Here is a 22,089-nt window from a genome sequence, read left to right on the forward strand (position 1 = left end):
AAGAAATTGCCACAACAAGGTTCTTGTTACGGCGAATAAACACTTCTCTTCATTTTTCATAAGAAACTCCTAAAGAAGGCTCTACCCGGAAGGGTAGAGTTTTTATGTACCAGAGACCTTGTGATTCGTGGTATAATAGGCCTATGGAAAAAAAGAACAAATTACTACTCATCGACGGGTCTTCCGTCGCTTTTCGTGCCTTTTTCGCACTCTATCATCAAATTGATCGCTTCAAAAATGCCAATGGTCTGCATACCAATGCGGTCTATGGCTTTAATCTCATGTTGAGCCATCTCTTGGAGCGCATCCAACCAACCCATGTCCTCGTTGCTTTTGATGCAGGAAAGACGACCTTTCGGACGGAGATGTATGCCGACTACAAAGGGGGCCGTGCAAAAACTCCAGATGAGTTCCGTGAGCAGTTCCCTTTCATTCGTGAGCAATTAGACCATCTGGGAATCCGCCATTATGAGCTAGCCCAGTATGAAGCGGATGATATTATTGGAACGCTTGATAAGATGGCAGAAGCTACCTCAGTACCCTTTGAAGTCACCATTGTCTCTGGGGACAAGGATTTGATCCAGCTGACGGATGACAATACGGTGGTTGAAATCTCCAAAAAAGGGGTGGCAGAGTTTGAAGAATTCACTCCAGCCTATCTCAAAGAAAAGATGGGACTGACACCAGAGCAATTTATCGACCTCAAGGCCTTGATGGGAGATAAGTCGGATAATATCCCAGGTGTTACTAAGATCGGAGAAAAGACCGGGATCAAACTACTCCTAGAGTACGGCTCTCTTGATGGCATTTACGAGCATATCGATGAGATGAAGGCTTCTAAGATGAAGGAAAACCTCATCAACGACAAGGAGCAGGCCTATCTGTCTAAGACTCTCGCAACCATCGATACCAATGCTCCCATTGAAATTGGGCTGGACGATATCACCTATACGGGCCCTCATCTAGAAAATCTCGCCAAGTTTTATGAGGAGATGGGCTTCAAGCAACTCCGTCAGGCCTTGGATCTCAGTGGAGAAGAAGCAGCTCCTGTAGCTATTGACTATACAGAAGTCGAGCAAGTTGCTTCAGATATGCTCACGGAAGATAGTTTCTTCCATTTTGAGATTTTTGGGGACAATTACCATACGGAACCCATCATCGGTTTCGCATGGGGGACCAAGGGTCAGCTCTACGCGAGTACAGATACTGGTCTTTTACAAACACCGATTTTCAAAGAATTTCTCGAAAAAACGCCCCTCAAGGTCTATGACTTCAAGCGGGCTAAGGTCTTGCTCAGCCACTTGGGCATTACCCTTCAAAATCCCGCGTTTGACAGTCGATTGGCCAAGTATCTCTTGTCGACCGTAGAGGACAATGAAATTTCAACCATTGCGAGTCTCTATAGTCAGATTGCGCTACCGCTCGACGAAGTCGTATATGGCAAGGGAGCCAAAAAAGCTATCCCAGAAAAGGCGGTCCTATTAGAGCATTTGGCACGGAAAGTCGCTGTTCTACTGGATACAGAAGAGCCTATGATGGAGCAGTTGCAAGCCCATGACCAGCTAGATTTGCTCTATGATATGGAGCAACCACTAGCAGCTGTTTTGGCCAAGATGGAAATCGCGGGGATCAAGGTAGAGCGCCAGACCCTAGAAGACATGCAGGTGGAAAACGAAGTGGTCTTGGAACGCTTAACTCAAGAAATCTACGAGCTGGCGGGAGAAGAGTTCAACATCAATTCTCCAAAACAATTGGGGGTCATCCTCTTTGAAAAATTGGAACTCCCTCTTGAATATACGAAGAAGACCAAAACCGGCTATTCAACAGCCGTTGATGTCTTGGAACGCCTAGCTCCAATTGCACCGATTGTGTCTAAGATTCTTGAATACCGCCAAATTGCTAAGATCCAGTCGACCTATGTCATCGGTCTTCAAGATTGGATTTTGGAAGATGGGAAGATCCATACCCGCTATGTACAGGATTTGACGCAGACAGGCCGTTTGTCCAGCGTGGATCCCAACCTGCAAAACATTCCTGTTCGTTTGGAGCAAGGCCGTCTCATCCGCAAGGCCTTTGTCCCAGAAGAGGACAACAGTGTCTTGCTCAGTTCGGACTATTCACAGATCGAATTGCGCGTCTTGGCCCATATTTCGGGAGATGAGCATTTGATTGATGCCTTTAAACATGGGGCAGATATCCATACATCGACTGCTATGCGCGTCTTCAACATTGAAAAACCAGAAGATGTGACGCCGAATGACCGTCGGAATGCAAAAGCAGTAAACTTCGGTGTGGTTTATGGAATTTCTGACTTTGGACTGTCTAACAACCTAGGGATCAGTCGAAAAGAAGCCAAGGCCTACATTGAGACCTATTTCGAACGCTACCCTGGCATCAGGGACTATATGGAGAGAGTGGTACGGGAAGCGCGTGACAAAGGCTATGTGGAGACTCTCTTCAAGCGCCGTCGGGAGATTCCAGATATCAATTCTCGCAACTTCAATGTTCGAGGCTTTGCGGAGCGGACGGCTATTAACTCACCGATCCAAGGGTCTGCAGCAGACATCTTGAAAATTGCTATGATCCACTTAGACCAAGCGCTAGAAAGAGGAGCATACAAGACCAAGATGCTTCTTCAGGTGCATGATGAAATCGTTTTGCAAGTACCAAGTGATGAACTGGTAGCGATCAAAGAACTCGTCAAAGAGACCATGGAATCCGCTATCGAACTTGCAGTACCACTGGAAGCCGATGAAAATGAAGGCAAAACATGGTATGAAGCCAAATAAGATTAAGTTTGTTCAAAACAGAAAGAGGTAGGAAACTTTTCAGTTTCCTACCTCTTTTAATGACAAACACTTGCAATGCCCTCCGTATTGTTATACTATTTAAAGAAAGGAAACGCATACAAAAGGAGATTCTTATGGCTTATTCATTTCGCAATCCTAGTGATGGCATTATCAAACATTACCTAGAAACCAGCAAGATCATCGCTGTAGTTGGATTATCTGATCGTGAAGATACAACCAGTCATCGTGTCAGCAAGGAGATGCAAGAGCGGGGCTATCGGATTATTCCTGTCAACCCCCGTGCAGCTGGTGGCCAGATCCTTGGAGAAACGGTGTATGCTAGCTTGCAGGAGATCCCTTTCCCAGTAGATATCGTCGATGTATACCGTCGAAGTGAGTTTTTACCAGATGTGGCATGTGATTTTATTGAGACGGATGCGAAAATTTTCTGGGCACAATTGGAGCTGGAAAATCAAGAAGCAGAAGAAATCCTTCGTGGAGCTGGACGAGAAGATATCGTCATGAACCGCTGTATCAAACGGGAACATACCCGACTGATCTTAGGAGACTCCCTATACGGTTTGTAAATGATAAACAATTGACATAGAAGAAAACCCCAGCAAGCTGGGGTTTTCTTCTTACTCTTATTCAGTTTCATGGCTTGGATGGCCTGTAAAATGGCGCGGCCCTTGTTTAATCTGCTTGATTTGATCATAAAATGCAATTTGGCAGTTGATAAAGTAAGGCATGGTATAAAAGCCGATGACATCGCGCGTGAAGTAATTCAAGAAGTACCAACCAATCAAGGTTAGGTCGAGCACTAGGCGATTGCTGCGGAATCCTTTCATGGTTTCACGACTTTGGCGAAGGACTCCAAAGGCTCCCTTGTAGTCGCCGTCTCGTAATTGCTCGTAGAGGATCAATTCGACCAGGCTGAGACTGTAGTATTGTGGCAGGTAAAAGAGGAGGCCAATCAGGCCAAGTATGACACCAGCAGTCATCAGAGGCATTTGTTGCATGAGAGATTGGAATTCAGGACTGGAAGCACTCAGAGTGCTAGGGTTGCTCACCTTATCGTAGATCGCCAAAAATCGAATGCTGGCGTAGGTGCTGATGAGACTACCCGCATAGAGGATGACTCCCCATAAAAAGAGGACGACTTGCTTCAAAATCAAGGTAGCAAATACAGAGGTAAAGCGATCTTGTTTAAAGATATCTAACACCCGTGTTCGGTGCTCGATCTTGGGATTAATCGTATCTAAATAGCTAAAAGTCGCACCGACCACTAAAATGGAGATGACAAAGGAGACGACGGAAGGAAAGAGCTGCCGCTGGATCATGTAGATACTTGCTTGCTGCAAGCTCATGTCCGGTAGTAGATCGACCAGATCTTGCCCACTTAAGAGAAAGTTAGCAAGAATGGTCAACAGGACCGGAAGAGCAAAAAGTATAGCTAAGCCCGGTTGCTGGACTTGCATGGTACGTGCCCGGAGGCGAATCAGTTTAAGGTTCATAGATGATACTCTCTTCATAGTGGTACTTTTTATTATAACATAAGTCCGTGACAGAGCCGGTAAAATTTGGTACAATCGTACAGGTGCTCACAGGAAAACTGTGACAGGAATAAGAAGGCTGGGACTGTTTTTCCCAGTACGGAGGTAACCATGACAGATTCACCGATTCAATATCGATTAATCAAAAAAGAAAAGCATACAGGTGCTCGTCTGGGAGAAATTATCACCCATCACGGGACCTTCCCGACCCCAATGTTTATGCCTGTAGGGACTCAGGCAACCGTTAAAACCCAATCGCCAGAAGAACTCAAGGAAATGGGTTCCGGCATTATCTTGGCCAACACCTACCATCTCTGGCTTCGTCCCGGGGATGATCTAGTCGCAAAAGCAGGAGGACTGCACCAGTTCATGAACTGGGACCAGCCCATTTTGACAGATAGTGGAGGCTTCCAGGTCTATTCATTAGCGGATACCCGCAACATCACCGAAGAAGGGGTAACTTTTAAAAATCACCTCAACGGCTCGAAGATGTTCCTATCTCCAGAAAAGGCCATCTCCATCCAAAACAATCTAGGAAGCGACATCATGATGTCCTTTGATGAATGCCCTCAGTTCTATCAGCCCTATGATTATGTGAAAAAATCAATCGAACGGACCAGTCGTTGGGCAGAACGTGGCCTGAAGGCTCACCGTCGTCCTCATGATCAAGGCCTTTTCGGGATTGTTCAAGGGGCTGGATTTGAAGACTTGCGCCGTCAGTCTGCTCAAGATTTGGTCAGCATGGACTTTCCAGGCTATTCTATCGGTGGCTTAGCTGTTGGGGAAAGCCATGAAGAGATGAATGCCGTGCTTGATTTCACTACTCCGCTCTTACCAGAGAACAAGCCACGCTATCTCATGGGAGTAGGAGCTCCAGACAGTCTGATTGATGGCGTTATTCGTGGAGTGGACATGTTTGACTGTGTCTTGCCGACGCGGATTGCTCGAAATGGTACATGTATGACTAGTCAAGGACGCCTGGTAGTGAAAAATGCACAATTTGCAGAAGATTTTACACCGCTGGATCCTGAATGTGATTGCTATACTTGTAAGAATTACACCCGAGCTTATCTTCGCCATCTCCTCAAGGCAGATGAGACCTTCGGCATTCGCTTGACCAGCTATCACAACCTATACTTCTTGATCAACCTCATGAAGCAGGTCCGTCAAGCCATTATGGAAGACAATCTCTTAGAATTCCGTGAGCATTTCGTCGAAAAATATGGCTATAACAAATCAGGACGGAATTTCTAGAAATAGATAAATAGGAAGAAAAAAGACTACAGCCATCTGAGAATAATAGGAATAACTTCTAGACGCAGTGGTTGATTGGTATCTTTGTTCGCTTGTTAAGCTCCAAAGATAACCTAATCAACTGTGCGGGGGCGAGACGACGAACAAATTGGATATAAATTTGTTCTGTCTCGCTCCCTTTTTCCTATATAATAGCAACTTTTTAGTACTCTATTTTTCTCGAAAACACTTTCATCAAAAAAAAGAAAAAATCTTCTCAAATCCCTTGCATTAGGCCTTTGTTTGTGTTAAACTACTATGGTGCTGTGAAAAACAGCTATTAGCTTTGATGCAAGAGGTTGCGACACGCTCGGTTGCATTGCCACGCAACGCGCGTCGGTTTTCTTGTGGAGCTAGCCTATTATCTTAAATAGACGAAAAGGAGAAAAAGATGGCAAACAAAAAAATCCGCATCCGTTTGAAAGCGTACGAACACCGTACACTCGACACAGCGGCTGCAAAAATCGTAGAATCAGCTACTCGTACAGGTGCACAAGTTGCGGGTCCAATCCCACTTCCAACTGAGCGTAGCCTCTACACAATCATTCGTGCGACTCACAAATACAAAGATTCTCGCGAACAATTCGAAATGCGTACACACAAACGTTTGATTGACATCATCAACCCAACTCAAAAAACAGTTGACGCTTTGATGAAATTGGATCTTCCAAGTGGTGTAAACGTAGAAATCAAACTTTAATCTAAAGCTTGATCCAGAGCATAAAAAACGCTCGTTAAAAACTTTTTGAATAAAAAACTATAGAAAAGGAACTATTTTCTCATGACAAAAGGAATCTTAGGGAAAAAAGTGGGAATGACTCAAATCTTCACTGAAGCTGGCGAATTGATCCCTGTAACAGTTATCGAAGCAACTCCAAACGTTGTTCTTCAAGTTAAAACTGTTGAAACAGATGGTTACAACGCTATCCAAGTTGGTTTCGATGACAAACGCGAAGTATTGAGCAACAAACCTGCTAAAGGACATGTAGCAAAAGCTAACACGGCTCCTAAGCGCTTCATTCGTGAATTCAAAAACGTTGAAGGCTTGGAAGTTGGTGCTGAAATCACAGTTGACACTTTCGAAGCTGGAGACATTGTTGATGTAACTGGTACTTCTAAAGGTAAAGGTTTCCAAGGTGTTATCAAACGCCACGGACAATCACGTGGACCTATGGCTCACGGTTCTCGTTACCACCGTCGTCCAGGTTCTATGGGACCTGTTGCACCTAACCGCGTATTCAAAGGTAAAAACCTTGCAGGACGTATGGGTGGCGATCGTGTAACTATTCAAAACCTTGAAGTTGTACAAGTTGTTCCAGAAAAGAACGTTATCCTTATCAAAGGTAACGTACCAGGTGCTAAGAAATCTCTTATCACTATCAAGTCAGCAGTTAAAGCTGGTAAATAATAAGGAAAGGGGAATACAGTCAAAATGGCAAATGTAACATTATTCGACCAAACTGGTAAACAAGCGGGCGAAGTTGTTTTGAACGATGCGATCTTTGGTATCGAACCAAACCAAGCAGTTGTATTTGATGTGATCATCAGCCAACGTGCTAGCCTTCGTCAAGGAACTCACGCAGTTAAAAACCGTTCAGCCGTTTCAGGTGGCGGACGCAAACCATGGCGTCAAAAAGGAACTGGACGTGCGCGTCAAGGTTCTATCCGCTCTCCACAATGGCGTGGTGGTGGAATCGTCTTCGGACCAACTCCACGTAGCTATGCGTACAAACTTCCTCAAAAAGTTCGTCGCCTTGCACTTAAATCTGTTTACTCAGAAAAAGTTGCTGAAAACAAATTTGTAGCCGTTGATTCTCTTGAATTTACAGCTCCAAAAACTGCTGAATTTGCAAAAGTTCTTGCAGCTTTGAGCATCGATTCTAAAGTCCTTGTTATTCTTGAAGAAGGAAATGAATTCGCAGCTCTTTCAGCTCGTAACCTTCCAAACGTGAAAGTTGCGACTGCTACAACTGCAAGTGTTCTTGACATCGCAAATAGTGACAAACTTCTTGTTACTCAAGCAGCTATCTCTAAAATCGAGGAGGTTCTTGCATAATGAATTTGTATGATGTTATCAAAAAACCTGTTATCACTGAAAAGTCAATGGCTCAACTTGAAGCAGGCAAATATGTATTCGAAGTTGACACTCGCGCTCACAAACTTTTGATCAAACAAGCTGTTGAAGCAGCGTTTGAAGGTGTAAAAGTTGCGAATGTGAACACTGTAAACGTAAAACCTAAAGCAAAACGCGTTGGACGTTACACTGGTTTTACTTCAAAAACTAAAAAAGCTATCATCACGCTTGCAGCTGATTCTAAAGCAATCGAGTTGTTTGCTACTGAAGCTGAATAATCTAAGGAGGAAATATCGTGGGAATTCGTGTTTATAAACCAACAACAAACGGTCGCCGTAATATGACTTCTTTGGATTTTGCTGAAATCACAACAAACACACCTGAGAAAACTTTGCTTGTTTCTCTTAAAAACAAAGCAGGTCGTAACAACAACGGTCGTATCACTGTTCGTCACCAAGGTGGTGGACACAAACGTCATTACCGTTTGATCGATTTCAAACGTAACAAAGATGGAGTTGAAGCAGTCGTTAAAACGATCGAATACGATCCAAACCGCTCAGCTAACATCGCGCTTGTACACTACACTGACGGTGTGAAAGCTTACATCATCGCCCCTAAAGGTCTTGAAGTAGGTCAACGCATCGTATCAGGACCAGAAGCAGATATCAAAGTCGGGAATGCTCTTCCACTTGCTAACATCCCAGTTGGTACTTTGATCCACAACATCGAATTGAAACCTGGTAAAGGTGGAGAATTGGTACGTGCTGCTGGAGCCTCTGCTCAAGTATTGGGTTCTGAAGGTAAATATGTACTTGTTCGTCTTCAATCAGGCGAAGTTCGTATGATTCTTGGAACTTGCCGTGCTACAGTTGGTGTTGTCGGAAACGAACAACATGGACTTGTTAACCTTGGTAAAGCGGGACGTAACCGCTGGAAAGGTGTTCGCCCTACAGTTCGTGGTTCTGTAATGAACCCGAATGATCACCCACACGGTGGTGGTGAAGGTAAAGCACCAGTTGGACGTAAAGCGCCATCTACTCCTTGGGGTAAACCTGCGCTTGGTCTTAAAACTCGTAACAAGAAAGCGAAATCTGACAAACTTATCGTTCGTCGTCGCAACCAAAAATAATCATAAGCAACTAGCTTACACTTTCCGCCAGCTCGGTAGCGCTGCTTAGCAGCGCAAGCCGCTGTGGTACTAAATTTTAAAGGAGAAAATTACAAAATGGGACGTAGTCTTAAAAAAGGACCTTTCGTCGATGAGCATTTGATGAAAAAAGTTGAAGCTCAAGCAAACGACGAAAAGAAAAAAGTAATTAAAACTTGGTCACGTCGTTCAACGATCTTCCCAAGTTTCATCGGATACACTATCGCAGTTTATGATGGACGTAAACATGTACCTGTTTACATCCAAGAAGACATGGTAGGTCACAAGCTTGGTGAATTTGCACCAACTCGTACTTACAAAGGTCACGCGGCAGACGACAAGAAGACACGTAGAAAATAAGGAGAACATAAATGGCAGAAATTACTTCAGCTAAAGCAATGGCTCGTACAGTGCGTGTTTCACCTCGTAAATCACGTCTTGTTCTTGACAACATCCGTGGTAAAAGCGTAGCCGATGCCATCGCTATTTTGACATTCACACCAAACAAAGCTGCAGGGATCATCCTTAAAGTGTTGAACTCAGCAGTAGCAAACGCTGAAAACAACTTTGGTTTGGAAAAAGCTAACTTGGTAGTATCTGAAGCATTCGCAAACGAAGGACCAACAATGAAACGTTTCCGTCCACGTGCGAAAGGTTCAGCTTCACCAATCAACAAACGTACAGCTCACATCACAGTAGCTGTTGCAGAAAAATAAGGAGGTAAACTCGTGGGTCAAAAAGTACATCCAATTGGTATGCGTGTTGGTATCATCCGTGATTGGGATGCCAAATGGTATGCTGAAAAAGAATACGCGGATTACCTTCATGAAGATCTTGCAATCCGTAAATTCATTCAAAAAGAATTGGCTGACGCAGCCGTTTCAACTATTGAAATCGAACGCGCAGTAAACAAAGTTAACGTTTCTCTTCACACTGCTAAACCAGGTATGGTTATCGGTAAAGGTGGAGCAAACGTTGATGCACTTCGTGTAGCTCTTAACAAATTGACTGGTAAACAAGTACACATCAACATCATTGAGATCAAACGTCCTGACTTGGATGCTCACCTTGTTGGTGAAGGAATTGCTCGTCAATTGGAACAACGTGTTGCTTTCCGTCGTGCACAAAAACAAGCGATCCAACGTGCTATGCGTGCTGGAGCTAAAGGAATCAAAACTCAAGTATCAGGTCGTTTGAACGGTGCAGATATTGCCCGTGCAGAAGGATACTCTGAAGGAACTGTTCCGCTTCACACACTTCGCGCTGATATCGATTACGCTTGGGAAGAAGCAGACACTACTTACGGTAAACTTGGTGTTAAAGTATGGATCTACCGTGGTGAAGTTCTTCCAGCTCGTAAAGACGCTAAAGGAGGTAAATAACCAATGTTAGTACCTAAACGTGTAAAACACCGTCGCGAATTCCGTGGTAAAATGCGCGGTGAAGCAAAAGGTGGAAAAGAAGTAGCATTCGGTGAATACGGTCTTCAAGCTACAACTAGCCACTGGATCACAAACCGTCAAATCGAAGCTGCTCGTATCGCCATGACTCGTTACATGAAACGTGGTGGTAAAGTTTGGATTAAGATTTTCCCACACAAATCATACACCGCTAAAGCTATCGGGGTACGTATGGGATCTGGTAAAGGGGCTCCTGAAGGTTGGGTAGCACCAGTTAAACGTGGTAAAGTGATGTTCGAAATCGCTGGTGTATCTGAAGAGATCGCACGCGAAGCACTTCGTCTTGCTAGCCACAAATTGCCAGTTAAAACTAAATTTGTGAAACGTGAAGCAGAATAAGGAGAGGTCATGAAACTTACAGAAGTAAAAGAATTTGTTAAAGAACTTCGTGGTCTTTCTCAAGAAGAACTCGCGAAGCGTGAAAATGAATTGAAGAAAGAATTGTTTGAACTTCGTTTCCAAGCAGCTGCTGGTCAATTGGAACAAACTGGACGTTTGAAAGAAGTGAAAAAACAAATCGCTCGTATCAAAACTGTTCAATCAGAAGCTAAATAATAGACTAGGGAAGGAGAATTTCAATGGAACGCAATAATCGTAAAGTTCTTGTTGGACGCGTTGTGTCTGACAAAATGGACAAAACAATCACAGTTGTAGTTGAAACTAAACGTAACCACCCAGTCTATGGTAAACGTATCAACTATTCTAAAAAATACAAAGCTCATGATGAAAACAATGTTGCTAAAGAAGGCGATATCGTTCGTATCATGGAAACTCGTCCGCTTTCAGCTACAAAACGCTTCCGTCTTGTAGAAGTCGTTGAAGAAGCGGTCATCATCTAATCATACCTGAAAGGAGAAAACGTAAATGATTCAAACAGAAACTCGTTTGAAAGTCGCTGACAACAGTGGCGCACGCGAAATCTTGACAATCAAAGTTCTTGGTGGTTCAAAACGTAAATTCGCGAGCATCGGTGATGTAATCGTTGCATCTGTAAAACAAGCTACTCCTGGTGGTGCGGTTAAGAAAGGTGACGTTGTAAAAGCTGTTATCGTTCGTACTAAATCAGGTGCTCGTCGTAAAGATGGTTCATACATCAAGTTCGACGAAAATGCAGCAGTGATCATCCGTGACGACAAAACTCCTCGCGGAACTCGTATCTTTGGCCCAGTTGCACGTGAATTGCGTGACGGTGGATTCATGAAGATCGTATCACTTGCTCCAGAAGTACTTTAATCAATAAAAAAACAAACACAGTCCCCTGGCTCAGCCAGGGTGCCCATCGGGCGTAAGAATAAAAGGAGAATAAAATGTTTGTAAAAAAAGGCGACAAAGTTCGCGTTATCGCTGGTAAAGACAAAGGCGTAGAAGCTGTTGTTCTTACTGCTCTTCCAAAAGTAAATAAAGTTGTTGTAGAAGGTGTAAACATCATCAAGAAACACCAACGTCCAAATAACGAAAACCCTCAAGGTGCAATCGTTGAAAAAGAAGCTCCAATCCATGCTTCTAACGTTCAAGTTTTGGACAAAAACGGTGTTGCTGGACGTGTTGGCTACAAATTTGTAGACGGCAAAAAAGTTCGCTACAACAAAAAATCAGGCGAAGTGCTTGACTAATCACGAAGGAAAGGAGAAGTATAATGGCTAATCGTTTAAAAGAAAAATACCTTAATGAAGTAGTACCATCATTGACTGAACAGTTCAACTATTCATCAGTTATGGCTGTGCCAAAAGTTGATAAAATCGTTTTGAACATGGGTGTTGGTGATGCAGTATCAAATGCTAAAAACCTTGAAAAAGCTGCTGAAGAGCTTGCTTTGATCTCAGGTCAAAAACCATTGATCACTAAGGCTAAAAAATCAATCGCCGGCTTCCGTCTTCGTGAAGGTGTTGCGATCGGTGCAAAAGTTACCCTTCGTGGTGAACGTATGTACGAATTCTTGGATAAATTGGTAACAGTTTCACTTCCACGTGTACGTGACTTCCATGGTGTTCCAACAAAATCATTTGATGGACGCGGAAACTACACACTTGGTGTGAAAGAACAATTGATCTTCCCAGAAATCAACTTTGATGATGTTGATAAAACTCGTGGTTTGGATATCGTAATCGTAACTACAGCGAACACAGACGAAGAATCACGTGCATTGCTTACTGGCCTCGGTATGCCGTTTGCAAAATAATATAGGAGGTAAAACTAATGGCTAAAAAATCTATGATTGCTAAGAACAAACGCCCAGCGAAGTTCTCTACTCAAGCATACACTCGCTGTGAACGTTGTGGACGTCCACACTCAGTTTACCGCAAGTTTAAACTTTGCCGTGTTTGCTTCCGTGAATTGGCATACAAAGGTCAAATCCCAGGTGTCACAAAAGCATCTTGGTAATAGCATGATACAAAGAGCGTAACAACCCCAGCAAAAATAGGAGATTTGGTGCAGGAGCGTTGCTCCAAGACAAATCTATCTTTTTTGCCCAGGTTGTAGCTCGTGTTCAAATGAGTATATTCTCGTTTGCATGTATCAAAAATATCTGAGCCTAGCTCAATCATTAACTAGCAAGTGCAACTTGCAAACTACTAGTAAGAGGAGAAATTATAATGGTTATGACTGACCCAATCGCAGACTTCCTTACACGTATTCGTAACGCTAACCAAGCAAAACACGAAGTACTTGAAGTACCTGCATCAAACATCAAAAAAGGGATTGCTGAAATCCTTAAACGCGAAGGTTTTGTAAAAAACGTTGAATTCATCGAAGATGACAAACAAGGCATCATCCGTGTATTCTTGAAATACGGACAAAACGGTGAAAAAGTTATCACAAACTTGAAACGTGTATCTAAACCAGGTTTGCGTGTTTACAAAAAACGTGAAGATCTTCCAAAAGTTCTTAACGGACTTGGAATTGCTATCCTTTCAACTTCTGAAGGTTTGCTTACTGATAAAGAAGCACGCCAAAAGAACGTTGGTGGGGAAGTTATCGCTTACGTTTGGTAATATTTAGCTCCCACTTTCGTTGTGACTCTTCGTTATTGTCTCTTGCCTAACCCAAAGTTTTGTCTGCGAGACAATGCCTCGATTCACTTAGAAATTGAGACCTAAACATTAACTTTTAAATCAAAAAGATTTAAACCCCGTGAAAACTGGCCTGAAAAGGCCTGACAATTTAACAGGAGAATAAAAAACATGTCACGTATTGGTAATAAAGTTATCGTGTTGCCTGCTGGTGTTGAAATCACTAACAATGACAACGTTGTAACTGTAAAAGGACCTAAAGGAGAACTTACTCGTGAGTTCTCAAAAGATATTGAAATCCGTGTGGAAGGTACTGAAGTAACACTTCACCGTCCAAACGATTCAAAAGAAATGAAAACAATCCACGGAACAACTCGTGCCCTTTTGAACAACATGGTTACTGGTGTATCAGAAGGATTCAAGAAAGAACTTGAAATGCGCGGGGTTGGATACCGTGCACAACTTCAAGGATCAAAACTTGTTTTGGCTGTTGGTAAATCACACCCAGACGAAGTTGAAGCTCCAGAAGGAATTACTTTTGAACTTCCAAACCCAACAACAATCGTTGTTAGCGGAATTTCAAAAGAAGTAGTTGGTCAAACAGCTGCTTATGTACGTAGCCTTCGTTCACCTGAACCATACAAAGGTAAAGGGATCCGTTATGTTGGTGAATACGTTCGCCGTAAAGAAGGTAAAACAGGTAAATAATGTAGCTTGGTTGTTTTTCAACCAACCTTCATCTTACCAACTCAGTGCTTAGCACATGATTTTAAAATTAAGAGGTGAAAATTGTGATTTCGAAACCAGATAAAAACAAAATCCGTCAAAAACGCCACCGTCGCGTTCGCGGAAAACTCTCTGGAACTGCTGATCGCCCACGTTTGAACGTATTCCGTTCTAATACAGGCATCTACGCTCAAGTAATTGATGACGTAGCGGGTGTAACGCTCGCAAGCGCTTCAACTCTTGACAAAGAAGTTTCAAAAGGAACTAAAACTGAACAAGCCGTTGTTGTCGGCAAACTTGTTGCTGAACGTGCAGTTGCTAAAGGTATTTCTGAAGTGGTGTTCGACCGCGGTGGATATCTATATCACGGACGTGTTAAAGCTTTGGCTGATGCAGCTCGTGAAAACGGATTGAAATTCTAATAGGAGGACACTAGAAAATGGCATTTAAAGATAATGCAGTTGAACTTGAAGAACGCGTAGTTGCCATCAACCGTGTAACAAAAGTTGTTAAAGGTGGACGTCGTCTTCGTTTTGCAGCTCTTGTAGTTGTTGGTGACCGTAATGGCCGTGTTGGATTTGGTACTGGTAAAGCTCAAGAAGTTCCAGAAGCAATCCGTAAGGCTGTTGAAGATGCTAAGAAAAACTTGATCGAAGTTCCTATGGTTGGAACAACAATTCCACACGAAGTAACATCAGTATTTGGTGGAGCTCGTGTATTGTTGAAACCAGCTATCGAAGGGGCTGGGGTTGCTGCAGGTGGAGCAGTTCGTGCCGTTGTCGAATTGGCAGGTATTGCAGATGTTACATCTAAATCACTTGGATCAAACACTCCAATCAACATCGTTCGTGCAACTGTTAACGGTTTAGCACAATTGAAACGCGCTGATGAAGTTGCTGCCCTTCGTGGTATTTCAGTTTCTGACTTGGCTTAAGAAAGGAGATTCAAATGGCTCAAATTAAAATTACTTTGACTAAGTCTCCAATCGGACGCATCCCGTCACAACGTAAAACTGTTGTAGCACTTGGACTTGGCAAATTGAACAGCTCTGTTATTAAAGAAGATAACCCAGCAGTACGTGGTATGATCACTGCTGTATCTCACTTGGTAACAGTTGAAGAAGTAAAATAATCTATTTAAAATAGAAACAAAGTTTTCAGGGGTATGAGAGGTTCTCATCCCCTAAAACTAAATATAAGTATAGGCGAGTTTGTAGTTAGGACACCTTTTCCTGATTACATGCGTTAGCAATTTACAAAAGAGGAGAAAATAAATAATGAAACTTCATGAATTACAACCTGCTACAGGTTCACGTAAAGTCCGCAACCGTGTTGGTCGTGGTACTTCATCTGGTAATGGTAAAACTTCTGGCCGTGGTCAAAAAGGTCAAAAAGCTCGTAGCGGTGGCGGTGTACGTCTTGGTTTTGAAGGTGGACAAACTCCATTGTTCCGTCGTCTTCCAAAACGTGGATTTACAAACATCAACGCTAAAGAATATGCTATTGTGAACCTTGATCAATTGAACGCCTTTGAAGATGGTGCTGAAGTAACTCCAGTAGTACTTGTAGAATCAGGAATTGTAAAAGCTGAAAAATCAGGTATCAAAATTCTTGGTAACGGAGAATTGACTAAGAAGTTGACTGTTAAAGCAGCTAAATTCTCTAAATCAGCTGAAGAAGCTATCACTGCTAAAGGTGGTTCAGTTGAAGTCATCTAAGTGAGGTGACCTATGTTTTTTAAATTATTAAAAGATGCATTTAAGGTGAAACAAGTACGGTCGAAGATTTTGTTTACGATCTTCATCATTCTTGTTTTCCGCATTGGGACCACGATTACAGTGCCTGGTGTAAATGCGAAAATTCTGAACAACCTTCAAGATGTGTCCTTCTTGAACATGCTCAGTTTGGTTTCTGGGAATGCCATGAGGAACTTCTCAGTTTTCGCATTAGGGGTTAGCCCATACATTACAGCTTCGATCGTCGTGCAACTTTTACAAATGGATCTGTTACCTAAGTTTGTTGAATGGGGCAAACAAGGGGAAGTTGGTCGAAGAAAGCTCAACCAAGCAACACGCTATATTTCTTTGGTTCTAGCCTTTGTTCAATCCATCGGGATTACAGCAACCTTCCACACTTTGTCTCAGGCGAAATTAGTCGCAACTCCAAATACCAAAACCTATCTATTAATCGGTGCGATTCTGACGACCGGTTCCATGATTGTGACTTGGCTTGGAGAACAAATCACAGATAAAGGCTACGGTAATGGTGTTTCAATGATTATCTTTGCGGGGATTGTATCATCAATTCCTGAGATGATTAAAGAAATCTATGAAAATGCATTTGTGAACGTTCGTTCTGGTCAAATGACCAATTCCCTCATTTTTGTTGGGGTATTAATCCTTGCTGTCTTGGTTATTGTTTACTTTACAACCTTTGTAGAGCAAGCACAATACAAGATTCCAATCCAATATACAAAGATTGCACAAGGAGCTCCATCAAGTTCTTACCTTCCTTTGAAAGTAAACCCAGCAGGAGTTATTCCTGTCATCTTCGCTAGTTCGATTACAGCAGCGCCTGCTGCGATTTTCCAAGTGATTAGCGCTATGGGTTACAATGCAGGATGGGTGAAAACAGCTCAAGCTATGTTGGCTACAAACACACCAACTGGTGTGGCAATGTATGCCTTATTGATCATTCTCTTCACCTTCTTCTACACGTTTGTTCAGATAAATCCTGAAAAAACGGCAGAAAACCTTCAAAAGAGTGGTGCCTATATCCCAGGCGTTCGCCCTGGTAAGGGGACAGAAGAGTTTATGTCTCGTTTGCTACGTCGTTTAGCAAGTGTCGGATCAGTATTCCTTGGCTTTATTACCATCATTCCAATCCTGGCTCGAGATTTATTTGGTTTGACAGATGCAGTTGCTCTTGGAGGAACTAGTTTGTTAATCATTATTTCAACAGGTATTGAGGGAATGAAACAATTAGAAGGCTACTTATTAAAACGTAAGTATGTCGGATTTATGGACACAACAACAGAATAGAATAAGGTTGACTTTGTCAGCCTTCTATTTTGTTTTTAAATGGAAATAGGAATTCGCTCCTGCTTCCATTTAAAAACAAAATAAGGAGAATTCATCATGAATCTTTTAATTATGGGGTTGCCTGGAGCAGGTAAAGGAACTCAAGCAGCTAAAATCGTTGAAGAGTTTCACGTAGCGCACATCTCCACTGGAGATATGTTCCGCGCAGCGATGGCTAACCAAACTGAAATGGGTGTGCTTGCAAAATCATACATTGATAAAGGTGAGTTGGTGCCAGATGAAGTAACCAATGGAATTGTGAAAGAACGCCTTGCTCAAGATGATATTAAAGAAACAGGTTTCCTTTTGGATGGCTATCCACGTACAATTGAACAAGCTCATGCCTTGGATCAAACTTTGTCAGATCTTGGTATAACATTAGAAGGTGTTATCAACATTGAAGTTAACCCAGAAAGCTTGTTAGAGCGTTTGAGTGGTCGTTTCATCTGCCGTACTTGTGGCGCAACTTACCACAAAGTATTTAATCCTACAAAAGTTGAAGGAACTTGTGATAACTGTCAAGGTCATGATTTCTACCAACGTGAAGATGACAAACCAGAAACGGTTAAACGTCGTTTGGACGTCAATATTGCACAAGGAGAACCAATCATTGAATTTTATCGTTCAAAAGGACTCGTACATGACATCCAAGGGAATCAAGATATCAATGATGTATTTTCAGACATTGAAAAAGTCTTGTCAAATTTGAAATAAAAGCGTTTTTCATGCTTGCAATATTGGACAACTAGTGTTACAATTAGTTAGTCTGACTTATAATTGTTACCTCTGTGCTCAGAGGAATGAATCGAAATTTATGGAGGTACTTTTGCGTGGCAAAAGACGATGTGATTGAAGTAGAAGGCAAAGTAGTCGATACAATGCCGAATGCTATGTTTACGGTTGAACTTGAAAATGGACATCAGATTTTAGCAACAGTTTCTGGTAAAATTCGTAAAAACTATATTCGTATTTTAGCGGGAGATCGTGTTACAGTGGAGATGAGTCCGTACGATTTGACACGTGGACGTATCACATACCGCTTTAAATAATCGAAAAACTTGGAGGGATAAAAATGAAAGTAAGACCATCGGTCAAACCAATTTGCGAATACTGTAAAGTAATTCGTCGTAATGGTCGTGTTATGGTAATTTGCCCAGCAAATCCAAAACACAAACAACGTCAAGGATAAGATAGAAAGGAGAAAACATGGCTCGTATTGCTGGAGTTGACATTCCAAATGACAAACGTGTAGTAATTTCATTGACTTATGTGTACGGTATCGGACTTCCAACATCTAAGAAAATCCTTGCTGCTGCAGGCGTTTCTGAAGATATTCGTGTTCGCGATCTTACACCAGATCAAGAAGATGCTATCCGTCGTGAAGTTGACGCAATCAAAGTTGAAGGTGACCTTCGTCGTGAAGTAAACTTGAACATCAAACGCTTGATGGAAATCGGTTCATACCGTGGTATCCGTCACCGTCGTGGACTTCCAGTTCGTGGACAAAACACTAAAAACAATGCTCGCACTCGTAAAGGTAAAGCTGTTGCGATTGCAGGTAAGAAAAAATAAAATAAAATAAGGAGGTAAAAATCTTGGCTAAACCAACACGTAAACGTCGTGTGAAAAAGAATATCGAATCTGGTATTGCTCATATTCACGCTACATTTAACAACACAATTGTTATGATTACTGATGTGCATGGTAACGCAATCGCTTGGTCATCTGCAGGTGCACTTGGATTTAAAGGTTCTCGTAAATCTACACCATTTGCTGCTCAAATGGCATCAGAAGCTGCTGCAAAAGCTGCTCAAGAACACGGACTTAAATCTGTTGAAGTAACTGTTAAAGGTCCTGGTTCAGGTCGTGAGTCTGCTATTCGTGCACTTGCTGCTGCTGGTCTTGAAGTAACTGCAATCCGCGATGTAACTCCTGTACCACACAATGGTGCTCGTCCTCCAAAACGTCGCCGTGTATAATCATCAACAATTACACAGCTTTTCGTTTAAGAGGGAGTATAGCAAATGATTGAGTTTGAAAAACCAAATATAACAAAAATTGATGAAAACAAAGATTATGGCGTGTTTGTCGTAGAACCACTTGAACGTGGCTATGGTACAACACTTGGAAACTCACTTCGTCGTGTACTTCTGGCTTCACTTCCAGGTGCAGCTGTCACTTCAATCAACATTGAAGGTGTACTCCACGAATTTGATACCGTTCCAGGAGTCCGTGAAGACGTTATGCAAATTATTCTTAACGTTAAAGGAATCGCCGTTAAATCTTACGTCCAAGACGAAAAGATTATTGAACTTGATGTAGAAGGACCTGCAGAAGTAACTGCTGGAGATATTCTTACTGATAGTGACATCGAAATTGTAAACCCTGATCATTATCTATTTACAATCGGAGAAGGAGCATCTTTGAAAGCAACGCTTACTGTAAACAGTGGACGTGGCTATGTTCCAGCTGATCAAAACAAAAAAGATGATGCACCAGTGGGAACACTTGCTGTAGATTCAATCTATACGCCAGTGACTAAAGTCAATTACCAAGTTGAACCAGCACGCGTTGGTAGCAACGATGGCTTTGACAAGCTAACCCTTGAAATTTTGACAAATGGGACAATCATTCCAGAAGATGCCTTAGGTTTGTCTGCTCGTATTTTGACAGAACACCTAAATCTATTCACAAACTTAACTGAAATTGCTATTGCAACAGATGTTATGAAGGAAGTGGATACAACTTCTGATGATCGCATTTTAGAACGTACGATCGAAGAATTAGATCTTTCAGTTCGTTCATATAACTGTTTGAAACGTGCTGGCATTAATACTGTTTACGATTTGACTGAAAAATCAGAAGCAGAAATGATGAAAGTTCGTAACTTGGGACGTAAGAGTCTTGAAGAAGTTAAAATCAAACTTGCCGACTTAGGCCTTGGGTTAAAAAACGATAAATAGAGGAGGAATACATGGCTTACCGTAAACTAGGACGCACTAGCTCACAACGTAAAGCGATGCTTCGCGATTTGACAACAGATCTTATCATCAATGAAGCAATTGTAACAACTGAAGCACGTGCGAAAGAAATCCGTAAATCAGTTGAAAAAATGATTACTTTGGGTAAACGTGGTGATTTGCATGCACGTCGTCAAGCTGCTGCATTCGTACGTAACGAAGTTGCATCACAAAACTTTGATGAAGAAACAGGTAAATACTCAGAAACAACTGCACTTCAAAAATTGTTCTCTGAATTAGCACCTCGTTATGCTGAGCGCAATGGTGGATATACTCGTATCCTTAAAACTGAACCACGTCGTGGTGATGCTGCGCCAATGGCTATCATCGAATTGGTATAATATCATCAATTTTGTTGAGTGTTATGATGATGGAATACGCTGTTATTCTTAGTCTAGCTCTGGTCTACCGCTGGGGATTTTCCCCAGCGGGAACACTCATCATATTGAATGAATGGTAGACGCTTGTTTACGAAATTGCTTTAATTTAAAACAATTTCGTAAGCAGGCGTTTTGTCTTGCTTTTCATGAGTAGTCGAGAATAGCAAAAAATGATATAATGGAACCCATATCTCCAATAGAAGAAAAAGGATTCAATGACAAAACAACAGGCAATTAAATTACTAAAAGAGAAGTACCTTAGTAATATGAAAGAGGATTCGGAACTCTTTGTCGGAGTTGAATTAGAGTTTCCGATTGTAGAAACAAATGGAAACAAAACAAATATAGAGGTGACGAAAAATCTTTTTCGAACCTTAGCCAACTTATCAGACTTTGAAGTCGAAAAAAGGGATGACGATCAAAATCCAATTCAATTAGTTCACTGCTCTTCTAAAGATCGTATTCTATTCGAGTTGAGTTACAATACAATTGAATTTGCATTTGAGAGAGCTCGTTCTATAAATGAGGTGGCCAAACGTTTTGAGGACTATTTGAAGATCATTCAACCGATTTTACAAGAAAATAATCACGAAATTCAAGGGCACGGAATCCATCCTCTGTGGAAAGAAAATGATAATAGCCCAGTGAAAATCGAACGATACAAGATGTTAATGGCTTTCCTTGCAATGAATGGTACAGGGATGAAGACACACTCCTATCCTTCGTACGGAGCATTTATATGCGGAAACCAGGTTCAATTGGATGTAAGGCGCGATAACTATCTTCGCATCATTAATGCATTTAATAAAATTGAAGCAGCAAAAGCATATTTGTTTTCTAACTCAGAATTTTCAACAGAAGCTTGGAATACAAAAATTGCTAGAGATATTTTCTGGGAAGAATCCTTACATGGTTATTATAAGGAAAATGTAGGGATTTATCCTAAGGACTACAAAAGCGAAGAAGAGTTTTTTAATAATCTCGCTAGAACGGCAATTTTTACGGCAACTAGAGAGGGGAAATCTTATTATTTTAAACCAATTCGAGTGGAAGATTATCTAGATCAAAAAGAAATTACAGCCTATACGGCTGATGGAAATGAGAAGATCATTAACCCAGTAAAAGAAGATCTAAAACAACATCGAACTTACCAATTTCAAGATTTAACTGCTCGTGGGACTGTGGAATTTAGAAGTGTTTGTACACAACCGTTAGAAACAACCTTTGCCCCGATAGCCTTTGAGTTGGGCTTGTTTGTAGAATTAGAAAAACTAGAAGACTATTTAGAAGATTCTTCATTCATTAAAAATGAAGAACAGGACTATCGAAAACTTAGAAAGAAATATTCAAAGAAAATTCTAAGTAAAGAAGAAAAAGAAGCGATACAATCCTTTTCAAAAAATCTTCTAGACATAGCTAGAGCAGGATTAATTAAAAGAGGGTATGGAGAAGAAAAATTTCTCATCATTAACAAAGAACGGGGCTAATGGGAAAGCCTTATTACAGGCTTTTTTTCATAACTTCAAAAAAACTTTAAAAAAAATAAAATTTTTTGAA

34 protein-coding genes are annotated in these 22,089 nt (G+C 41.7%); 33 read left to right on the forward strand and 1 reads right to left on the reverse strand.

The genetic code is table 11. The features are described 5' to 3' along the window. Window positions 1-143: 143 nt before the first annotated feature. Together polA and HMPREF2904_RS01575 are read left to right on the forward strand one after the other, a co-directional pair. Complete coding sequence (gene polA, locus HMPREF2904_RS01570; protein WP_070659573.1) at window positions 144-2,789, forward strand: DNA polymerase I; 2,646 nt, start codon at window positions 144-146, stop codon at window positions 2,787-2,789. Window positions 2,790-2,923: 134 nt separating this feature from the next. Continuing rightward, window positions 2,924-3,376 carry a CoA-binding protein gene (locus HMPREF2904_RS01575; protein WP_070659575.1) on the forward strand — a complete coding sequence of 151 codons (453 nt, stop codon included), beginning with the start codon at window positions 2,924-2,926 and terminating at the stop codon, window positions 3,374-3,376. A 57-nt stretch (window positions 3,377-3,433) separates the two neighbouring features. Here HMPREF2904_RS01575 and HMPREF2904_RS01580 read toward each other — a convergent pair whose 3' ends face one another. Continuing rightward, window positions 3,434-4,303 (reverse strand): DUF975 family protein, encoded by an 870-nt coding sequence (locus tag HMPREF2904_RS01580; RefSeq protein ID WP_070659576.1) that lies wholly within the window; start codon window positions 4,301-4,303, stop codon window positions 3,434-3,436. Window positions 4,304-4,453: 150 nt separating this feature from the next. On the opposite strand from HMPREF2904_RS01580, the gene tgt reads away from it, so the two are divergent. The 31 genes from tgt (at window position 4,454) to HMPREF2904_RS01730 (ending at window position 22,019) form a co-directional block, all read left to right on the forward strand. Further along, entirely contained in the window at window positions 4,454-5,596 is a 1,143-nt protein-coding gene (tgt, locus tag HMPREF2904_RS01585; protein WP_070659578.1) for a tRNA guanosine(34) transglycosylase Tgt, read from the forward strand. A gap of 430 nt (window positions 5,597-6,026) precedes the next feature. Next, a complete protein-coding gene (gene rpsJ / locus HMPREF2904_RS01590) occupies window positions 6,027-6,335 on the forward strand; it encodes a 30S ribosomal protein S10 (RefSeq protein ID WP_003009585.1) in 309 nt (102 codons plus the stop codon). Window positions 6,336-6,416: 81 nt separating this feature from the next. Further along, window positions 6,417-7,043 (forward strand): 50S ribosomal protein L3, encoded by a 627-nt coding sequence (rplC, locus tag HMPREF2904_RS01595; protein ID WP_003010846.1) that lies wholly within the window; start codon window positions 6,417-6,419, stop codon window positions 7,041-7,043. Between the two features lie 24 nt (window positions 7,044-7,067). After that, complete coding sequence (gene rplD, locus HMPREF2904_RS01600; RefSeq protein ID WP_003009591.1) at window positions 7,068-7,691, forward strand: 50S ribosomal protein L4; 624 nt, start codon at window positions 7,068-7,070, stop codon at window positions 7,689-7,691. After that, window positions 7,691-7,987 carry a 50S ribosomal protein L23 gene (locus tag HMPREF2904_RS01605; RefSeq protein ID WP_003009593.1) on the forward strand — a complete coding sequence of 99 codons (297 nt, stop codon included), beginning with the start codon at window positions 7,691-7,693 and terminating at the stop codon, window positions 7,985-7,987. The genes rplD and HMPREF2904_RS01605 overlap by 1 nt, the downstream gene beginning before the upstream one ends. Window positions 7,988-8,004: 17 nt before the next feature. Then, the gene (rplB, locus tag HMPREF2904_RS01610; RefSeq protein WP_000512900.1) at window positions 8,005-8,838 is read left to right on the forward strand and encodes a 50S ribosomal protein L2; all 834 of its coding nucleotides are present in this window, start codon (window positions 8,005-8,007) and stop codon (window positions 8,836-8,838) included. A gap of 96 nt (window positions 8,839-8,934) precedes the next feature. Then, window positions 8,935-9,216, forward strand: coding sequence for a 30S ribosomal protein S19 (gene rpsS / locus HMPREF2904_RS01615; protein ID WP_000533766.1), 282 nt, complete (start codon window positions 8,935-8,937; stop codon window positions 9,214-9,216). A gap of 11 nt (window positions 9,217-9,227) precedes the next feature. After that, window positions 9,228-9,572: a 50S ribosomal protein L22 gene (gene rplV / locus HMPREF2904_RS01620; protein WP_000818139.1), complete on the forward strand. Its 345-nt coding sequence runs from the start codon at window positions 9,228-9,230 to the stop codon at window positions 9,570-9,572. Between the two features lie 12 nt (window positions 9,573-9,584). Further along, a complete protein-coding gene (gene rpsC / locus HMPREF2904_RS01625; protein WP_049504185.1) occupies window positions 9,585-10,238 on the forward strand; it encodes a 30S ribosomal protein S3 in 654 nt (217 codons plus the stop codon). A gap of 3 nt (window positions 10,239-10,241) precedes the next feature. Beyond that, window positions 10,242-10,655, forward strand: coding sequence for a 50S ribosomal protein L16 (gene rplP / locus HMPREF2904_RS01630; RefSeq protein ID WP_000960947.1), 414 nt, complete (start codon window positions 10,242-10,244; stop codon window positions 10,653-10,655). Between the two features lie 9 nt (window positions 10,656-10,664). Next, on the forward strand, window positions 10,665-10,871 hold the full coding sequence (rpmC, locus tag HMPREF2904_RS01635; protein WP_003002350.1) for a 50S ribosomal protein L29: 207 nt from the start codon (window positions 10,665-10,667) through the stop codon (window positions 10,869-10,871). 23 nt (window positions 10,872-10,894) lie between these two features. Next, window positions 10,895-11,155 (forward strand): 30S ribosomal protein S17, encoded by a 261-nt coding sequence (rpsQ, locus tag HMPREF2904_RS01640; protein ID WP_000440801.1) that lies wholly within the window; start codon window positions 10,895-10,897, stop codon window positions 11,153-11,155. Between the two features lie 25 nt (window positions 11,156-11,180). Beyond that, window positions 11,181-11,549, forward strand: coding sequence for a 50S ribosomal protein L14 (gene rplN / locus HMPREF2904_RS01645; RefSeq protein WP_003002384.1), 369 nt, complete (start codon window positions 11,181-11,183; stop codon window positions 11,547-11,549). Between the two features lie 74 nt (window positions 11,550-11,623). Then, window positions 11,624-11,929, forward strand: a complete 306-nt coding sequence (rplX, locus tag HMPREF2904_RS01650) for a 50S ribosomal protein L24 (protein WP_003002315.1) — start codon at window positions 11,624-11,626, stop codon at window positions 11,927-11,929. A gap of 23 nt (window positions 11,930-11,952) precedes the next feature. Continuing rightward, window positions 11,953-12,495 carry a 50S ribosomal protein L5 gene (rplE, locus tag HMPREF2904_RS01655; RefSeq protein WP_003009606.1) on the forward strand — a complete coding sequence of 181 codons (543 nt, stop codon included), beginning with the start codon at window positions 11,953-11,955 and terminating at the stop codon, window positions 12,493-12,495. Between the two features lie 17 nt (window positions 12,496-12,512). Beyond that, a complete protein-coding gene (locus HMPREF2904_RS01660) occupies window positions 12,513-12,698 on the forward strand; it encodes a type Z 30S ribosomal protein S14 (protein ID WP_001085699.1) in 186 nt (61 codons plus the stop codon). Between the two features lie 212 nt (window positions 12,699-12,910). After that, complete coding sequence (rpsH, locus tag HMPREF2904_RS01665; protein ID WP_003010897.1) at window positions 12,911-13,309, forward strand: 30S ribosomal protein S8; 399 nt, start codon at window positions 12,911-12,913, stop codon at window positions 13,307-13,309. A gap of 189 nt (window positions 13,310-13,498) precedes the next feature. Then, on the forward strand, window positions 13,499-14,035 hold the full coding sequence (gene rplF / locus HMPREF2904_RS01670) for a 50S ribosomal protein L6 (RefSeq protein ID WP_003009612.1): 537 nt from the start codon (window positions 13,499-13,501) through the stop codon (window positions 14,033-14,035). 83 nt (window positions 14,036-14,118) lie between these two features. Next, window positions 14,119-14,475 carry a 50S ribosomal protein L18 gene (gene rplR, locus HMPREF2904_RS01675; protein WP_003010871.1) on the forward strand — a complete coding sequence of 119 codons (357 nt, stop codon included), beginning with the start codon at window positions 14,119-14,121 and terminating at the stop codon, window positions 14,473-14,475. Window positions 14,476-14,492: 17 nt separating this feature from the next. After that, complete coding sequence (gene rpsE, locus HMPREF2904_RS01680) at window positions 14,493-14,987, forward strand: 30S ribosomal protein S5 (RefSeq protein ID WP_003009617.1); 495 nt, start codon at window positions 14,493-14,495, stop codon at window positions 14,985-14,987. 14 nt (window positions 14,988-15,001) lie between these two features. Beyond that, a complete protein-coding gene (gene rpmD, locus HMPREF2904_RS01685; RefSeq protein ID WP_002894509.1) occupies window positions 15,002-15,184 on the forward strand; it encodes a 50S ribosomal protein L30 in 183 nt (60 codons plus the stop codon). Between the two features lie 145 nt (window positions 15,185-15,329). Then, window positions 15,330-15,770 (forward strand): 50S ribosomal protein L15, encoded by a 441-nt coding sequence (gene rplO / locus HMPREF2904_RS01690; RefSeq protein WP_003002405.1) that lies wholly within the window; start codon window positions 15,330-15,332, stop codon window positions 15,768-15,770. Window positions 15,771-15,782: 12 nt separating this feature from the next. Further along, window positions 15,783-17,093 carry a preprotein translocase subunit SecY gene (gene secY / locus HMPREF2904_RS01695; protein ID WP_023920186.1) on the forward strand — a complete coding sequence of 437 codons (1,311 nt, stop codon included), beginning with the start codon at window positions 15,783-15,785 and terminating at the stop codon, window positions 17,091-17,093. 96 nt (window positions 17,094-17,189) lie between these two features. Further along, window positions 17,190-17,846 carry an adenylate kinase gene (locus HMPREF2904_RS01700; RefSeq protein WP_003017039.1) on the forward strand — a complete coding sequence of 219 codons (657 nt, stop codon included), beginning with the start codon at window positions 17,190-17,192 and terminating at the stop codon, window positions 17,844-17,846. Between the two features lie 116 nt (window positions 17,847-17,962). Further along, window positions 17,963-18,181 (forward strand): translation initiation factor IF-1, encoded by a 219-nt coding sequence (infA, locus tag HMPREF2904_RS01705; protein WP_001029883.1) that lies wholly within the window; start codon window positions 17,963-17,965, stop codon window positions 18,179-18,181. Between the two features lie 23 nt (window positions 18,182-18,204). Further along, on the forward strand, window positions 18,205-18,321 hold the full coding sequence (gene rpmJ / locus HMPREF2904_RS10985) for a 50S ribosomal protein L36 (protein WP_001808836.1): 117 nt from the start codon (window positions 18,205-18,207) through the stop codon (window positions 18,319-18,321). A gap of 17 nt (window positions 18,322-18,338) precedes the next feature. Continuing rightward, window positions 18,339-18,704: a 30S ribosomal protein S13 gene (gene rpsM / locus HMPREF2904_RS01710; RefSeq protein WP_003009631.1), complete on the forward strand. Its 366-nt coding sequence runs from the start codon at window positions 18,339-18,341 to the stop codon at window positions 18,702-18,704. Window positions 18,705-18,727: 23 nt separating this feature from the next. Further along, window positions 18,728-19,111: a 30S ribosomal protein S11 gene (gene rpsK / locus HMPREF2904_RS01715; RefSeq protein ID WP_003002390.1), complete on the forward strand. Its 384-nt coding sequence runs from the start codon at window positions 18,728-18,730 to the stop codon at window positions 19,109-19,111. Between the two features lie 45 nt (window positions 19,112-19,156). Beyond that, window positions 19,157-20,095, forward strand: a complete 939-nt coding sequence (locus tag HMPREF2904_RS01720; protein ID WP_003009635.1) for a DNA-directed RNA polymerase subunit alpha — start codon at window positions 19,157-19,159, stop codon at window positions 20,093-20,095. A gap of 11 nt (window positions 20,096-20,106) precedes the next feature. Continuing rightward, window positions 20,107-20,493 carry a 50S ribosomal protein L17 gene (rplQ, locus tag HMPREF2904_RS01725; protein WP_003002399.1) on the forward strand — a complete coding sequence of 129 codons (387 nt, stop codon included), beginning with the start codon at window positions 20,107-20,109 and terminating at the stop codon, window positions 20,491-20,493. A 254-nt stretch (window positions 20,494-20,747) separates the two neighbouring features. After that, on the forward strand, window positions 20,748-22,019 hold the full coding sequence (locus HMPREF2904_RS01730) for a glutamate-cysteine ligase family protein (protein WP_070659580.1): 1,272 nt from the start codon (window positions 20,748-20,750) through the stop codon (window positions 22,017-22,019). The last annotated feature ends 70 nt before the right edge of the window (window positions 22,020-22,089 follow it).

This window comes from Streptococcus sp. HMSC072G04, assembly GCF_001813295.1.
GTDB lineage: Bacteria > Bacillota > Bacilli > Lactobacillales > Streptococcaceae > Streptococcus.

Excerpts from the sequence above, each read along its gene's own strand:
- polA (WP_070659573.1), top strand. The coding sequence starts at position 144 with ATGGAAAAAAAGAACAAATTACTACTCATCGACGGGTCTTCCGTCGCT.
- HMPREF2904_RS01575 (WP_070659575.1), top strand. The coding sequence starts at position 2,924 with ATGGCTTATTCATTTCGCAATCCTAGTGATGGCATTATCAAACATTAC.
- HMPREF2904_RS01580 (WP_070659576.1), bottom strand. The coding sequence starts at position 4,303 with ATGAACCTTAAACTGATTCGCCTCCGGGCACGTACCATGCAAGTCCAG.
- tgt (WP_070659578.1), top strand. The coding sequence starts at position 4,454 with ATGACAGATTCACCGATTCAATATCGATTAATCAAAAAAGAAAAGCAT.
- rpsJ (WP_003009585.1), top strand. The coding sequence starts at position 6,027 with ATGGCAAACAAAAAAATCCGCATCCGTTTGAAAGCGTACGAACACCGT.
- rplC (WP_003010846.1), top strand. The coding sequence starts at position 6,417 with ATGACAAAAGGAATCTTAGGGAAAAAAGTGGGAATGACTCAAATCTTC.
- rplD (WP_003009591.1), top strand. The coding sequence starts at position 7,068 with ATGGCAAATGTAACATTATTCGACCAAACTGGTAAACAAGCGGGCGAA.
- HMPREF2904_RS01605 (WP_003009593.1), top strand. The coding sequence starts at position 7,691 with ATGAATTTGTATGATGTTATCAAAAAACCTGTTATCACTGAAAAGTCA.
- rpsS (WP_000533766.1), top strand. The coding sequence starts at position 8,935 with ATGGGACGTAGTCTTAAAAAAGGACCTTTCGTCGATGAGCATTTGATG.
- rplV (WP_000818139.1), top strand. The coding sequence starts at position 9,228 with ATGGCAGAAATTACTTCAGCTAAAGCAATGGCTCGTACAGTGCGTGTT.
- rplP (WP_000960947.1), top strand. The coding sequence starts at position 10,242 with ATGTTAGTACCTAAACGTGTAAAACACCGTCGCGAATTCCGTGGTAAA.
- rpmC (WP_003002350.1), top strand. The coding sequence starts at position 10,665 with ATGAAACTTACAGAAGTAAAAGAATTTGTTAAAGAACTTCGTGGTCTT.
- rpsQ (WP_000440801.1), top strand. The coding sequence starts at position 10,895 with ATGGAACGCAATAATCGTAAAGTTCTTGTTGGACGCGTTGTGTCTGAC.
- rplN (WP_003002384.1), top strand. The coding sequence starts at position 11,181 with ATGATTCAAACAGAAACTCGTTTGAAAGTCGCTGACAACAGTGGCGCA.
- rplX (WP_003002315.1), top strand. The coding sequence starts at position 11,624 with ATGTTTGTAAAAAAAGGCGACAAAGTTCGCGTTATCGCTGGTAAAGAC.
- rplE (WP_003009606.1), top strand. The coding sequence starts at position 11,953 with ATGGCTAATCGTTTAAAAGAAAAATACCTTAATGAAGTAGTACCATCA.
- HMPREF2904_RS01660 (WP_001085699.1), top strand. The coding sequence starts at position 12,513 with ATGGCTAAAAAATCTATGATTGCTAAGAACAAACGCCCAGCGAAGTTC.
- rpsH (WP_003010897.1), top strand. The coding sequence starts at position 12,911 with ATGGTTATGACTGACCCAATCGCAGACTTCCTTACACGTATTCGTAAC.
- rplF (WP_003009612.1), top strand. The coding sequence starts at position 13,499 with ATGTCACGTATTGGTAATAAAGTTATCGTGTTGCCTGCTGGTGTTGAA.
- rpsE (WP_003009617.1), top strand. The coding sequence starts at position 14,493 with ATGGCATTTAAAGATAATGCAGTTGAACTTGAAGAACGCGTAGTTGCC.
- rpmD (WP_002894509.1), top strand. The coding sequence starts at position 15,002 with ATGGCTCAAATTAAAATTACTTTGACTAAGTCTCCAATCGGACGCATC.
- rplO (WP_003002405.1), top strand. The coding sequence starts at position 15,330 with ATGAAACTTCATGAATTACAACCTGCTACAGGTTCACGTAAAGTCCGC.
- secY (WP_023920186.1), top strand. The coding sequence starts at position 15,783 with ATGTTTTTTAAATTATTAAAAGATGCATTTAAGGTGAAACAAGTACGG.
- HMPREF2904_RS01700 (WP_003017039.1), top strand. The coding sequence starts at position 17,190 with ATGAATCTTTTAATTATGGGGTTGCCTGGAGCAGGTAAAGGAACTCAA.
- rpmJ (WP_001808836.1), top strand. The coding sequence starts at position 18,205 with ATGAAAGTAAGACCATCGGTCAAACCAATTTGCGAATACTGTAAAGTA.
- rpsM (WP_003009631.1), top strand. The coding sequence starts at position 18,339 with ATGGCTCGTATTGCTGGAGTTGACATTCCAAATGACAAACGTGTAGTA.
- HMPREF2904_RS01720 (WP_003009635.1), top strand. The coding sequence starts at position 19,157 with ATGATTGAGTTTGAAAAACCAAATATAACAAAAATTGATGAAAACAAA.
- rplQ (WP_003002399.1), top strand. The coding sequence starts at position 20,107 with ATGGCTTACCGTAAACTAGGACGCACTAGCTCACAACGTAAAGCGATG.
- HMPREF2904_RS01730 (WP_070659580.1), top strand. The coding sequence starts at position 20,748 with ATGACAAAACAACAGGCAATTAAATTACTAAAAGAGAAGTACCTTAGT.